The organism is Streptomyces sp. NBC_00873 (genome assembly GCF_045207415.1).
Lineage (GTDB): Bacteria > Actinomycetota > Actinomycetes > Streptomycetales > Streptomycetaceae > Streptomyces.
In genome coordinates, this window is the sequence record NZ_CP108803.1 from 3646794 (window position 1) to 3659687 (window position 12894).

Genomic DNA, 12894 nt, shown 5'->3' on the forward strand with positions numbered 1-12894 from the left:
CCCGGCCATGCCCCCTCAGGACATGACGACTGCTGCGTCTCCTTCCGGGGGCGCCACCCCCGAATCCCCGGGTCCCGACCACCTCCTCGATGTTCTGCAGCACCAGGTGGCCGTCTTCGCCCGCCGTGCCGAGCAGACCCGCCTCGGCGGTGTCGGCCAGGTCCGCAACTCCATGGACCGGGCGGCGTATCTGCTGCTGAACCGACTGGACCGGGAAGGCCCGATGGGCGTCAAGGCGCTGGCCGCGGGCATGGGGATCGACTCCTCGACCGTGACCCGTCAGGTCGCGCCGCTCGTCGACACCGGTCTGGTCAAGCGGACCTCGCATCCGGAGGACGGCCGCGCGGTCGTGCTTCAGCTGTCGCCGCGCGGACATGCGCGGCTGGACGAGGTGCGTGCGTCGCGGCGGGAGCTGATGTCGCAGGTGACGGGGGAATGGACGGCGGAGGAGCGCGAGACGTTCTGCACGCTGCTGACCCGGTTCAACACGGCGCTGGCTGCGCGGCAGCAGCAGCCGGCGGGCGGCTGACGGCTGGAACAGGCCTGCACGACCTCTTGACCCGGGGCCTCCCCGGCGCTCCGATGTGGGTGTGCGAGAGCGGCAGACAGGACTTCAACGGCGGCGCGCCCAGGAGTTCGAGACCTTTGTGGCGGGCGCCGCGGGCCGACTGCTGCATACCGCCACCCTGCTCACCGCCGAGCCCACGCAGCCGCCCGGCGCGAACGAACGGGCGCAGCGACTGCTGACCGCCGCCCTGGCCCGCACGTACGCGGCCTGGGACGGGCTGCACGGTGAGGATCCGTACGACCGCACCCGGCAGGAGCTGGCCATCCGGTTCGCCCATGAGGCGTGGCGGCACCATCGGCCGCGCGGTGGGCTGTTGGATCCGCTGACCCCGCGGGAGCGGCTGGTTCTCGTGCTGCGGCTCTACGAGGGGGTCGCCGAGGAGCAGACCGCCGCGTTGCTGGGGCTTCCGGTGGACCGGGTCCGGTCGCTCTGCAACCGGTCGGTGGCCACGATGCGGGGCACCCGCAGGCCCACGGCGCGGCGGCTGCCCGTACGACTGCTGGGGGCGGGGCCATGAGCCGTCAGGACCAGAAGGAGGACCAGGTCCGGCGGATGCTGAACGTGCCGCATCCGCAGGTCCCCGCCGATCTGGCGGAGCGGGCGGCCGAGCAGGGCGGCCGGAGGCTGCGGCGGCGCCGTGCACTCCGTGCGCTGGTGGTGTTCGTGCTGTGCGTGGGCGTGGTCGCGTTCACGGCGTGGGTGATGATCGCCGAGCCCTGGCAGGTGCCGCCCACGGAGACGACCCCACCCCTGGACGGACCGTAGAGCCGGATTCCTACGGATTTATCCTGGATGTGACGGCATGCCGCACGAGCCGAGGAGGCCGTCATGACCAGGAAGATCGCTGACTGTCGCAAGCACCCGAGCGTCACGAACTGCTCGCTCACCATCGCCGGTGAGGAGGAGGAAGTGGTGCGGGCCGCGACGGAACACGCGGTCTCCGTCCACGAGCACGCCGACAGCCCGGAGCTGCGGGAGCAGATCCGCGCGTCGCTGGAGGACGAGAAGGCCGACACCTGACCCCCAGGACGCCGGGCGGGCGGGACGAGCGCCTGCCCGCCCGGTCCTCTGCTGCCGGACTCCTTCCGGGGCCTCTCCCCCGGATCACCCCGGGCTCGCGGGTCCCGGCACGCGCATCTGCCGCGTTGTCGTCGGTCGGCAACGCTCCGCGTTGCCTCCCCCTCCGCCATGCAGCTGCACGCACCGGACCCCGCTCCCCGATCCGACCCGGTCTCAGCCGAGCGCCTGCGTCAGGTCGGCCATCAGGTCGTCCGCGGACTCGATGCCGACGGAGAGGCGGACCAGGTCGGCCGGTACCTCCAGGGCGGAGCCGGCCACGGAGGCGTGCGTCATCCGGCCCGGGTGCTCCACCAGCGACTCGACGCCGCCGAGCGACTCACCGAGCGTGAAGAGCTTCGCCCGGTTGCAGACCTCGACCGCCGCCTCCTCGCCGCCCTGGACCCGGAAGGAGACCATGCCGCCGAACGCCTTCATCTGCTTGGCGGCGATCTCGTGTCCCGGGTGCTCCGGCAGCCCCGGGTAGAGGACCTGGGTGACCTTGGGGTGCCGGGTCAGCAGCTCGGCGACCTTGGCCGCGTTCTCGCTGTGCCGGTCCATCCGGACGGGCAGCGTCTTGATGCCACGCAGCACCAGCCAGGAGTCGAACGGTCCGGCGACCGCGCCCATCGCGTTCTGGTGGTACGCCAGTTCCTCACCGAGCTCCGCGTCGGCGGCGATCAACGCACCGCCGACGACGTCGGAGTGGCCGCCCATGTACTTGGTCAGGGAGTGCACGACGACATCCGCGCCGAGTGCGATCGGCTGCTGCAGATAAGGGCTGGCGAAGGTGTTGTCGACAACCAGCCGGGCACCCGCGGTGCGCGCCACGTCCGCGACCGCGGCGATGTCGGTGATGCCGAGCAGCGGGTTGGACGGCGTCTCGACCCAGATGACCTTCGTACGGTCGTTGACCGCGGCCCGGACCGCCGCCGGGTCCGAGGTGTCCGCGACGGAGTAGTCGACGCCCCACCGCTTGACGACCTTGGCGAAGAGCCGGAAGGTGCCGCCGTAGGCGTCGTTCGGGATGACGACATGGGCGCCGGGGTGGAGCAGCGTGCGCAGCAGGCAGTCCTCCGCCGCGAGCCCGGACGCGAAGGCGAGACCGCGGCGGCCGCCCTCGATGGCCGCGAGGTTCTCCTCCAGCGCGGTGCGCGTCGGGTTGGCGCTGCGGCTGTACTCGTAGCCGCCGCGCAGTCCGCCGACGCCGTCCTGCTTGTACGTGGACACCTGATAGATGGGCGGAACAACGGCGCCGGTGAGGGGATCGGCGGTGTTGCCCGCGTGGATCGCGAGGGTCTCGAAGCTCTGCTGGTCGCTCATGGGGCCCGAGCGTAGTTCGTCACGGGGTTGATCCACGGCCACTGCGCCGTCCGGGGACAATGGGCACATGGAGATTCTCTGGTTCCTGATCGCGCTGTGCATGCTCACCGCGGCCCTCGGCCCCTTCGTGCTGCGTCGCCGCTCCGGTATCCGCCAGGTCGCGCCGGGCTCCCCCGACGCCGCCGACCCGGACATGTACGGCTTCGTGCGCCAGGAGCAGCTGGACATCCGGATGCCGGGCCCCGACCAGGACCTCCTCGATGTCCTCGATGTCGTGCAGCGCACCCAGGACTGGCGCGCCGCCTCTCAGTTGCTGGCGGGGACGCCGAAGGAAGGCGAGGTCCGGTGGCAGCGCGTGCAGGCGTTCGCCGGTGCCGCCTCGCTGGAGCTGACGCAGGCGCCCGGGGTCGGTGGTGCGTGGCTGCGGTCGTGGCGCGCCCAGTCACCGAAGGACGCGGGCGGGGCTGCGGTGCACGCCGAGTTCCTGGTCCAGCAGGCATGGCGGTCCTCCTCCGCGGGGACGGACGACTTCCGGATCATCCTGGAGGAGGCCCGTACGGTCTGCGGCGAGGCGGCCCTGCTGGCGCCCGGCGACCCGGTCCCGTACATCGTCGAACTGGCCGTCGCGCGTGGACTCGGCTACTCCCACGAGCAGTTCGACCAGCTCTGGGCGAAGATCATCGACCGCGCGCCGGCGCACATGGGCGCGCACATCGCCGCCCTGCACTTCTGGTGCGAGAAGTGGCACGGCTCCCGTGAGGAGGCCGAGCGGTTCGCGACGTCCGCCGCGGCCCGCGCCCCGCAGGGTTCGCTGCTGGCCGCGTTGCCGCTGTTCGCGGTGTACGAGCATCTGCCCGAGGTCAATCTGGTGCAGGGCTTCTACCGGGGCGTCGTGGTGACGACGGCCGTCGAGGGCGCCTTGTTCGCGGTGCACGCGGCGCGCCCCGACGACCCGATGCTCGCCCATGTCCGTCATCTGCTGGTGCTGTTCCTGGTCCGGATGGAACGCTGGGCGGAGGCGATGCACCAGCTCGTCCACATCGACGGGCACGTGGGCGCGCTGCCGTGGACGCAGAACCCCGACCCGGCCGGCGAGTACACGGTCTACCGGGCGCTGGCGGTCGCCGGGTACGAGGCGAACGGCGGCAGCCCGGCGACACTCCCGCGGTGACGCGGGGCCGGTTCCACCGCTGGTCAGCCCCCGTTCCACCGCTGGTCAGCCCCCGTTCCACCGCCGACTCCGGCTGTTGCCGAACCACGTTGCCGCATCCGCCCGCGGTAGGACATACTCCGGTTCCCCCCACAACCCGCACCGCCCCGACTCTGCCGTTCGCCATACGTTTCTCATTCCCGTGGGGGGAATCGCCCGATGGGCCCATCTCTGCGTGCCGCGCGCGCCCTTGTCCTGCTCGCCGGCTTCTATCTCCTGAGCGTCGTCCTGCTCGCCGTCCTCGGAGCCCTCGACTGGGCGGCGTTCGCGTGGACGACGGGCAGCGTCGCCGCGAAGCTGTTCGTCCTCAGCGTCGTACTGGCCGTCCCGATCGTGCGGGGCATGTTCATGCTGCGCACGCCGAAGGACGAGGGCCTGGCCGGACTGCCGGTCGACGACACCCACGAACCCCGGCTCTGGGCCACCGTCCGTGACATCGCGCACCAGGTCGGCACCCGCGCGCCCGACGAGATCGTGCTCACCGGCGATGTGAACGCCGCGGTCAGCGAGGACGCCAGGTTCCTCGGCCTGGTCGGCGGCAGGCGCCGGCTCTATCTCGGCCTGCCCCTGATGACCGGCCTGTCCCAGGCCCAGCTGCGTTCCGTACTCGCCCATGAGATGGGCCACTACGGCAACTCCGACACCCGGCTCACCGCGATCACCGCCCGCGGCCGCATCCAGGTGCTGCGCACCATCGCCCACTTCCAGGAGCGGGCGGGCAACACCGTCGCCAAGGAGCAGGCGCGCCAGGAGAAGAAGGCGGCGAAGGCCCTCGCCAAGGGCAGGAAGGCCAAGGAGATCGACACCGGTGGCGCCGGTGTCACGTACCGCGCGATGGCGGCGATCTACACGGCGTACGCGAAGTTCTACATGCGCGCCACGCTCTCCGGCGCTCGCCGCGAGGAGCTCGCAGCCGATGTCGCCGCAGCCCGGATCGCGGGCCGGGACGCGACCGCGTCCGCCCTGCGCGAGCTCCCGGCTCTCGACGCCGCCCACGGCTTCTACATGAACGCGTACGCCACGCTCGGCGTCGAGGCAGGAATGCTGCCGCTGCCCGGCCAGGTCCTCGGAGGCGTACGGCATCTGCTGGCCGCCCGCCAGGACGAGCTGGACGAGATGCGCGGCTCCCTGCCGACCGAGCCGTCCTCCCCGTACGACTCGCATCCGCCGATCGCGGAGCGCGTCGCCCGTATCGAGGCGCTGCCGGACGACGGGCGTGCCTCGGAGCCGGTGGAACCGTCCCTGGCCCTGCTCGCCGATCCCGAGCGGGCGCTCGCCGCCGTCGAAGGGGCAGTCCTCACGCCCGAGGCGCTGGGGCTGCGCCGTGCCGACTGGCCGGAGCTGGTGCACGAGTCGATGGCGTCGTACACCGAACGGTCGGCGCAGGGGTTCGGCGCGGTGGTCGCCGAGGCGACCGGCAGCGACGGCTCGCTCTCCGCCACGCTCGACGCGATCGACGCGGGTGCGCTGTGGCAGATCGCCGACCGGCTGCCCAAGTCCGAGGAGGCCGCCGCGGCGACCGGCCGGGCGGCCCGCGAGTTCGCCAGGCCCCGGCTGCGGTCCGGCCTGTCGCAGCTGGTCAGCAACGAGTGCGTACGGCAGGGACGGGCCCGCTGGCAGCTGTCCTGGTCCGACTCCGCCACGCTGGAGCTGCCGCACGGGTACGCGCAGGAGCTCCCCGCTGCGCTGGACGCCGCCGTTGCGGACATCCCGGACACGGAGCCGCTGCGCAAACTGCTCGCCCCGTGACCGACATGCATCTTCCCCGAATGGACCGGTACTTCCTGTGGCACGACTGATACCCCTGCTGGCGATCGCCTTCGGCGTCTACTTCTGGCTGAAGGCACGGAAGAACACGGCGTCGTCCGAAGCCGCCTCCGGCGCCGCCCCCTCGGCGCCCCGCAAACGCCGGAGCCGGAAGTCCGACCCGGCGAGGGCCGCGGCGGAACTCGGCTTCGTCCCGGCCGACGCCCTCGACACCGCACACGCCGCCGCCCCCGACCCGCACGACGAGGAGGTACGCGCCACTGTCCGGGCCGGGAACTGGCAGGCGGGCGCCGACTTCCTCGCCGGCGCGGGCCGGGACTGGCAGGAGCGCTACCGGCGCGCCGGCGTCCTCCAGGACGAGGCCGCGGCCGACGACACCTGGCTGCTGGCCTGGCGCACCGCGCAGCCGAAGGACGCGGGCGCCGCCCTCGTGCACGCGGGCGCGCTGATCAGCGTGGCCGCGGACATCCGCGGTGCGAAGCAGGCGAAATACACCACGCAGGAGCAGTTCGCCGGCTTCCACCGGATGATGGCCCAGGCCCGGGTGGCCTGCCACGAGGCCCAGGAGCTGGCGGGCGACGACCCGTGCCCGTACATCGCCGAGATCTCCTGCGCCCTGGGCCTCGGCTACGGGCACGACGACTTCCGCGCCCTGTGGGCCGAGATCGAGAAGCGCGACGCACACCACCTCGCGGCTCACACCTCGGCGCTCCAGTACTGGTGCCGCAAGTGGCGCGGCTCGCACGAGCTGGCCGAGCGGTTCGCGCGCGAGGCGGCGGCGAAGGGCAGCCCCGGCCGGCTCCTCTCCTTCCTCCCGCTCTACGCCGCGTTCGAGCAGGAGACGGCGGAACAGGAAGTGGATCCGGACGCGTACTACAAGAGCCCCGAGCTGATCGCCGCGGTCGATGCCTGTCTGATCGATGTGGCGGCCGCCGCGGAGGCCGACCCCGGGGACCTGCGGATCGTCCGCGTCCGCCACATGCTCGCCTGGCTGCTGTACTGGCAGGACCGGTACGAGGAAGCGGTGGAGCAGTTCCGTGCGGTCGACGGCCACATCGACGGTGCCCCGTGGACGTACTCCGGGGACCCGAAGAAGCGCTACCTCCAGGCCCGCGACTTCAGCGCCGCACAGGTCCTGGCGGCGGGCGGGAACTGACCAGTGCGACGCAGCGGGGGCGCCGGAATCCGCGGCGGCCCCGCTGCGTTATACGCGCTGCACACCCCTACCCCGGAGGAGCCCCGCATGTTCCTGCACCGCCGCACCCCGCAGCTCCCCACCCCGGAGGAGGCCCTGCGCGGCCGCCCCACCCCCGAATTCACCGTCCCGTCCCGCCACACGGTCCTCGGCAATCCGCTGCTGGGCCCGTACCCGGACGGCCTGGAGGTCGCGGACTTCGCGCTGGGCTGTTTCTGGGGTGCCGAGCGCAAGTTCTGGCAGACCGAGGGCGTCTGGACGACGCTCGCCGGCTACCAGGGCGGCTATACGGAGAACCCCGCGTACGAAGAGGTCTGCTCGGGCCTGACAGGGCACACGGAAGCGGTCCGCGTCGTCTTCGACCCGAAGATCGTCACGTACTCCGAGCTGCTGAAGGTCTTCTGGGAGTCCCATGACCCGACACAGGGCTTCCGCCAGGGCAACGACGTGGGTACGCAGTACCGGTCGGCGATCTACACCCACTCCCCCGAGCAGGAGGCGGCGGTGGCCACGTCCCGCGAGGCGTACCAGAAGGTCCTGACGGCCGCCGGCCACGGAGAGATCACCACGGAGATCCTCCCGGCAGAGGGCCGCACGTTGTGGCCCGCCGAGGCATATCACCAGCAGTACCTGGACAAGAACCCGGCCGGCTACTGCGGGATCGGCGGGACGGGGGTCAAGCTAAGTACCCCGTTCGAGACGAACTGGGGGACGTCCTGTCCGACGGGCATCGCTCCGGCCCCCGACGCCGACCGTCGGTAACCGTCCCGCAAGTCCCCAGGCGCACTCTTGATGCTCTGGGGGCTTGTGGCCGCCAGGCCACCAATGCGGACCTGCCAACCCGCATCCGCAGGGAGAAGCCGGCCCCCGAGATCCAGGAAGAGCACGCACGTATGCGCGGGATCCGTGCCGCCCGGACGGCATCCACTATCACTGTCTACCAGGCGTAGCCACGGGACATCGGCCTGCCGGCCCTTCGCGAGGGCCGCTTCCCCATCGCGTGGTCGCGAGGATCACCGAGGACCGGGACGAGTTGCTGACGTTCTACGACTTTCCGGCCGAGCACTGGATCCACCTGCGGACCACGAACCCGATCGAGTCCACGTTCTCCACCGTCAAGCTCCGCACCAAGGTCACCCGCGGCGCCGGCAGCCCGGCCGCGGCCCTCGCCATGGTCTTCAAGCTCGTCGAGTCCGCCCAGGAACGCTGGCGCGCGATCACCGGAGCACACCTGGTCCCCCTGGTCCGTGCCGGGGCCCGGTTCGAATGCGGCCAGCTCGTCGAACGACCGGAGGCGGTGGCATAGCTGGACCACTCGGTGTTCTGGTCAACGGGCTGCCCGGCAGGGGAAGACAATCCGGGCCGTACCCTGTCCCGGCACCTGGGCCTACCCCTGTTCAGCAAAGATATTGGTCACCTGAGGGGCTTCGCCGACCCGTTCTTACCACTACAGGCTCTTGCGCATGGACATCGACGACACTTCGTAGCGACTGTGGCGATACATTGCGATGGCTGCCTCGTTGCCGCCGACGACATTCAAGGCGAGCGCTGTCTTGCCCTCGCGAGCGACGAGCTCCTCGGAGGCTGCGAGGATGGCGGATCCGTATCCACGGCGTCGAAACGGCTCGAAGACGTTGATGTCGTACAGCCACGCGGTGCTAGCGGTGCCCGACGCTTGGCCCGGGTTCGGACCGATCCACGCGTTCCCCACCACCTCGCCTGCTCCGTTCTCCGCCATCAGGAGATGATGACCGGCCGTGTCGGGGCCGTCAGGGAGGAACTTGGCTGTGCCGCCCCGGGCTCGTTCTCGCGCGAGCTCTTCCGGCATGAACTTGCTGAGCACACGAGCCGACTCGGCTTCACGATGCTCAGTAGCCGCGTGATACTCCGCCGGCGTCATTTTCCGCAAGGTCACCTGCTGCGCGTCCATGCCGCCATCTTTAACCGATCACTTGTAGCAGCGCTACTTTCCTCCGGCGACTCATGAGTGAACCGCGACCACCGTAGCGAGTCCGTCTCAGTCGTGTAGGTCGGGTTCTTGACTGGCTGGCCTACCCGAGCCGCCGTCTGCCCCCTGCGCTTCTGCAGCTCATCCAGGCGCTGGATGAACAACAAGTAGCTGATCTGCTCGATCACCTCCAGGGGGTTGGAGATGCCAGCTGACCAAAACGCATCCCGGACCTGGTCGACCTTGTGCTTCAACTCACCCGTGATCACGGCGCTACCGGACCGCGTAGACGGCCTGCAGTGGTTCGCACGATTGGTTCTCTGCCTCTATCTAGATGATCTATTCCAAGGGGTCAGTGATCGTAGGCGGTCAGGGAGCGTAGGACGGTTTGTCCGGTGGCGTCGTTGTGCCAGATTGCGGCGGTCAGCGCCAGTATGCGTTGCATGACGCGTGCGATGACGCCGCAGGGTGTGCGTCCGCGATGCCGTTCGAGGTCGAGCTGTCCCTTGAACGTTTCGTTGATCGACTCGATGATCTGGCGCAGGGGTTTGAACAGGTGAGTGCCGGGCCGTTCCTGCTCGCCCTTGCGGGCGGGCCGCAGCAACTGGACTCCCTGTTCTGCGAGTTCGCGTTCGAAGCCACGGCCGAAGTAGTTCTTGTCGCCGATCAGGGTTTGTCCGGGGCGGTCGGCGAGGAGGTGGGGCTTGGCGGCGAGGAGGTCGAGCAGGGTCTCGCGTTCGTCGGCTTTGGCACCCGTGAGGGCGAAGGCGACGGGCAGGCCCTGGAGGGTGCAGACCAGGTGCAGACGCAGGCCCCAGAAGAAGCGGCTGTGGCTGGCGCAGTAGCCGTATTCTGCCCAGCCGGCCAGGTCGGAGCGTTTGACGGTCTCCCGGGAGCGGCCGCACTCCACGGGTGTGGAGTCCACAACCCATACGTCGTCGGTCCATATCGAGGTGCTGGTGGCCAGAAACTGGGTGACCCGACGGAGCAGGCCGGCGGACTTGCGCAGCCGCTTGTTGTAGCCGGGTTGCTGCGGCAGGTACGGGAAGAGGTGACGAAGGTGGTCCCGTGCGTGCCGCAGCCACCGTGCCTCGGAGGTGTAGCCGAGCATCGCTTGCATCACTGCGAGACTGACGAGTTCGGCATCGCTGAGCTGCGGCGTGATCCCCACGGCCGGCCGCCGCGGTGCCAACTCCGGCCTCGCCTTCAGCAGGTCGTCGGTCGTCACATAAACTGCTGTCGCGAGGGTGTCCAGGTTGTTCGTCACAAAACGATCATGGATGCCCTCGTTCGCGTCTCCGCAGGCACCCCTTGGATGGAGCATGCGCGGGATTCCCCCGACCACGCACGCTCGCCGGCTATCTGATCTTGATGATTACCTTTCCGAACGGGCTGGCCGATTCGTAGTACCGGTACGCTGCCAGGGCTTCTTCGAACGGGAACACCTGGTCGAGGACTGGTCGGAGTCGATGCGCGGTGATGACGTCGTTCATTGAGGTGAACTGAGCACGACTGCCGACGGCCAACGCCCGGACCGTAGCGGCGACGCCGAACAGCAGACGAGGGTCGACCGGTGGCCAGTTGCCGGAGACGGATCCCACGAAGGCGATATGTCCGTCGACGGCGACTGACTTCAGCGACTGCTCCAGCGTTCCGGCGGTGTCGACGACGCGGTCGACCCCTTGTCCGGCGGTGAGTTCGCGGGTTGCGGTGTGCCAGTTCGGGATGTCGCGGTAGTTGATGACCTCGTCGGCTCCAAGATCGCGAAGGCGCTGTTCCTTGTCCGCGCGGCTTGTCGTGGCGATTACTCTCGCGCCCAGGAGTTTGGCGAACTGCACCGTGAACAGCGATACGCCGCCGGATCCGGTGGCCAGCACGGTCTGTCCGCGCTGGATTCCGCGGCCGTCGCCTGTCAGGGCGTTCCATGCCGTGACGGCGGCGCAGGGAAGAGTTGCCGCCTCGGCGTAGGAGAGGTGGTCGGGGATGGGCACGAGGGCGTCCTTGGGGAGGATGGCCAGCTCGGTCAGCATTCCGTCGAGCGAGCCACCCAGTTGCGGCAGGTATGCCGGTTTCAGCGGGCCGTCCAGCCACCGCGGGAACAGCGCGGCTGTGACACGGTCGCCTGGGCGCACCCGCCGGACATCCGGCCCAACGGCGACGACCTCGCCGGCACCGTCCGAGACCGGTATGACGCCCGGTTTGACGGGCAGCACGTACTGTCCTCGTAGCACCAGAAGTTCGCGGAAGCTGAGCGAGGTGGCGTGGACCGCGACCGCGACCTCCCCCTCCCTGGGTGTGCGTGGCTCGTGCGTGCACAGCGACAGACCATCGATACCGCCGCCGGTGGTGACGTGGTAACTGCGCACTGTTGATGGGAGTATTGCCGTCATTGCGGTCATCCTTCGATGAACTGGTAGTCGCTGACGATGCGGCCGTCGGGGCCGAGCATGAGAATCTCCAGCCCGACGCCGGCGACCTCACCACCGTCCCGGGGCGCCATCTCCCAGTTGAACTTGACGACATCGTGGAGCCTGTCGGTGTTGGAGCGCGACCGGAAGACGAAGGTGCCCGGCGCGACGAACTCCTCGTAGGCGCGCGTCACCCGGAACTCCAACGCGTGGTGCCCGCGCGCCTCCAAAACGAGACGATCGAAGCCCAGCCCTGCAGCGGTCTGCAGGATCTCCTTGGGAGGCTGCAGCACATGGACCGCATCGGCGGACCACAGCTCGCGAATCGCGGCGCGGCGTCGCTCTGCATCGGGTTCGTTCCACACGGCAATGTAGCGGTCGGTGAGGTTGTGGATGTCAATGTCAGCCATGGCTGTTCCCCTCGGTTGCGAATGGTCGGCGTGCGGCAACGACCGTGCAGCCGCCGGCCGTCACGCGGCAATTCCTCGCAGGGAATGGCGGATCAGCAGCCACGCGAGTACACAAGAGGAGTGATCAGCGAATCGACCAGAGGCGGGCTCGCCGGAGCGTTGCGTGAGTGGCGCTCTCGGCGGCGCGTCAGCCAGCTGGAACTGGCCATGCGTGCCGGAACCACGCAGCGGCACCTCAGCTTCATCGAGAGCGGACGGTCGACCCCCGGCCGATCAATGATCATCCGGCTCGCCGAATCCCTGGAGGTGCCGGTCCGCGAACGCAATGAACTCCTCCTTGAGGCCGGATTCGCACCGGCCTACCCGCAGACCCGCCTGGACGACCCCCAGCTCGAACCGATTCGCACTGCCCTCGAACGGATCCTGCACGGCCACCTGCCGTACCCGGCGGTGGTCGTCGACCGGCACGGTGACCTCGTCTCGGCCAACGCCGCCTTCCACGCGCTCACCGCCGGTGTGGCCCCGCATCTGCTCGTACCGCCGGTGAGCGTTCCCCGGGTGTTGCTGCATCCGCAGGGCCTCGCGCCACGCATCGTCAACCTCGACGAGTGGGCGTGGCACATCATCGACCGCATCCAGGCCGAGAGCGTGCGCAACCCAGACGACCAACTCCAACGCCTGGCCTCCGAACTCACCGACCTGGCACCACCACGTCCGCGCGAGTCACCGCATCACCTCGGCTTTGCCGTACCGCTGCGCCTCCGGGCACACGATCCGGCCGACGGCAGGGAGCTAACGCTCATCACCACGCTCACCCATTTCGGCACCGCTATCGACGTCACCATCGCCGAACTACGACTTGAGGCGTTCCTACCGGCTGACCAAGCGACCAGCGCCATGCTGGCCGAACTCCTCAAGCGGTAACCGATCCGCCCGGCACAGCCCCGCGCAGCGACCAAAGCGCCAACCCGTCATGCGCTCGCTCACCGCATACAACCACTGACCCCTT

15 protein-coding genes and 1 pseudogene are annotated in these 12894 nt (G+C 69.6%); 10 read left to right on the top strand and 6 right to left on the bottom strand.

Annotated elements, in window-relative coordinates; genetic code table 11:
* The first annotated feature begins 7 nt into the window (after nucleotides 1–7).
* The 4 genes from OH809_RS16380 (at nucleotide 8) to OH809_RS16395 (ending at nucleotide 1588) form a co-directional block, all read left to right on the top strand.
* Nucleotides 8–529, top strand: coding sequence for a MarR family transcriptional regulator (locus tag OH809_RS16380; RefSeq protein WP_037688506.1), 522 nt, complete (start codon nucleotides 8–10; stop codon nucleotides 527–529).
* Nucleotides 530–590: 61 nt separating this feature from the next.
* Complete coding sequence (locus OH809_RS16385) at nucleotides 591–1085, top strand: sigma factor-like helix-turn-helix DNA-binding protein (RefSeq protein ID WP_406421689.1); 495 nt, start codon at nucleotides 591–593, stop codon at nucleotides 1083–1085.
* Nucleotides 1082–1333 (top strand): hypothetical protein, encoded by a 252-nt coding sequence (locus tag OH809_RS16390; protein ID WP_406421688.1) that lies wholly within the window; start codon nucleotides 1082–1084, stop codon nucleotides 1331–1333. Before OH809_RS16385 ends, OH809_RS16390 begins: the two co-directional genes overlap by 4 nt.
* 63 nt (nucleotides 1334–1396) lie before the next feature.
* Nucleotides 1397–1588 carry a DUF1059 domain-containing protein gene (locus tag OH809_RS16395; protein ID WP_406421687.1) on the top strand — a complete coding sequence of 64 codons (192 nt, stop codon included), beginning with the start codon at nucleotides 1397–1399 and terminating at the stop codon, nucleotides 1586–1588.
* Nucleotides 1589–1801: 213 nt separating this feature from the next.
* On the opposite strand, the gene OH809_RS16400 is transcribed toward OH809_RS16395, so the two are convergent.
* Complete coding sequence (locus OH809_RS16400; protein WP_406421686.1) at nucleotides 1802–2947, bottom strand: cystathionine gamma-synthase; 1146 nt, start codon at nucleotides 2945–2947, stop codon at nucleotides 1802–1804.
* Between the two features lie 67 nt (nucleotides 2948–3014).
* Between OH809_RS16400 and OH809_RS16405 the strand changes: the two genes are divergently transcribed.
* The 5 genes and pseudogenes from OH809_RS16405 to OH809_RS16425 form a co-directional block, all read left to right on the top strand.
* Complete coding sequence (locus OH809_RS16405) at nucleotides 3015–4118, top strand: hypothetical protein (protein WP_406421685.1); 1104 nt, start codon at nucleotides 3015–3017, stop codon at nucleotides 4116–4118.
* 198 nt (nucleotides 4119–4316) lie between these two features.
* Nucleotides 4317–5906: a M48 family metallopeptidase gene (locus tag OH809_RS16410; RefSeq protein WP_406421684.1), complete on the top strand. Its 1590-nt coding sequence runs from the start codon at nucleotides 4317–4319 to the stop codon at nucleotides 5904–5906.
* A 37-nt stretch (nucleotides 5907–5943) separates the two neighbouring features.
* Nucleotides 5944–7080 carry a hypothetical protein gene (locus tag OH809_RS16415; RefSeq protein ID WP_406421683.1) on the top strand — a complete coding sequence of 379 codons (1137 nt, stop codon included), beginning with the start codon at nucleotides 5944–5946 and terminating at the stop codon, nucleotides 7078–7080.
* A gap of 87 nt (nucleotides 7081–7167) precedes the next feature.
* Nucleotides 7168–7881: a peptide-methionine (S)-S-oxide reductase MsrA gene (gene msrA / locus OH809_RS16420; RefSeq protein ID WP_406421682.1), complete on the top strand. Its 714-nt coding sequence runs from the start codon at nucleotides 7168–7170 to the stop codon at nucleotides 7879–7881.
* Between the two features lie 235 nt (nucleotides 7882–8116).
* Nucleotides 8117–8425, top strand: a pseudogene (locus OH809_RS16425) (transposase); the annotation flags it as partial.
* Between the two features lie 141 nt (nucleotides 8426–8566).
* Here the strand turns inward: OH809_RS16425 and OH809_RS16430 are convergent.
* From OH809_RS16430 to OH809_RS16450, 5 genes are all read right to left on the bottom strand, one after another.
* Nucleotides 8567–9049: a GNAT family N-acetyltransferase gene (locus OH809_RS16430; RefSeq protein WP_406421681.1), complete on the bottom strand. Its 483-nt coding sequence runs from the start codon at nucleotides 9047–9049 to the stop codon at nucleotides 8567–8569.
* Nucleotides 9031–9336, bottom strand: a complete 306-nt coding sequence (locus tag OH809_RS16435; protein WP_406421680.1) for a type I restriction-modification system subunit M N-terminal domain-containing protein — start codon at nucleotides 9334–9336, stop codon at nucleotides 9031–9033. The genes OH809_RS16430 and OH809_RS16435 overlap by 19 nt, the downstream gene beginning before the upstream one ends.
* Nucleotides 9337–9419: 83 nt before the next feature.
* The gene (locus OH809_RS16440) at nucleotides 9420–10334 is read right to left on the bottom strand and encodes an IS982 family transposase (RefSeq protein WP_406421679.1); all 915 of its coding nucleotides are present in this window, start codon (nucleotides 10332–10334) and stop codon (nucleotides 9420–9422) included.
* A 91-nt stretch (nucleotides 10335–10425) separates the two neighbouring features.
* On the bottom strand, nucleotides 10426–11457 hold the full coding sequence (locus tag OH809_RS16445; RefSeq protein WP_406515288.1) for an NAD(P)-dependent alcohol dehydrogenase: 1032 nt from the start codon (nucleotides 11455–11457) through the stop codon (nucleotides 10426–10428).
* Nucleotides 11458–11462: 5 nt separating this feature from the next.
* Nucleotides 11463–11885 carry a hypothetical protein gene (locus OH809_RS16450; protein ID WP_406515289.1) on the bottom strand — a complete coding sequence of 141 codons (423 nt, stop codon included), beginning with the start codon at nucleotides 11883–11885 and terminating at the stop codon, nucleotides 11463–11465.
* A 120-nt stretch (nucleotides 11886–12005) separates the two neighbouring features.
* Between OH809_RS16450 and OH809_RS16455 the strand changes: the two genes are divergently transcribed.
* The gene (locus OH809_RS16455) at nucleotides 12006–12809 is read left to right on the top strand and encodes a helix-turn-helix domain-containing protein (protein WP_406515290.1); all 804 of its coding nucleotides are present in this window, start codon (nucleotides 12006–12008) and stop codon (nucleotides 12807–12809) included.
* Nucleotides 12810–12894 lie beyond the last annotated feature (85 nt).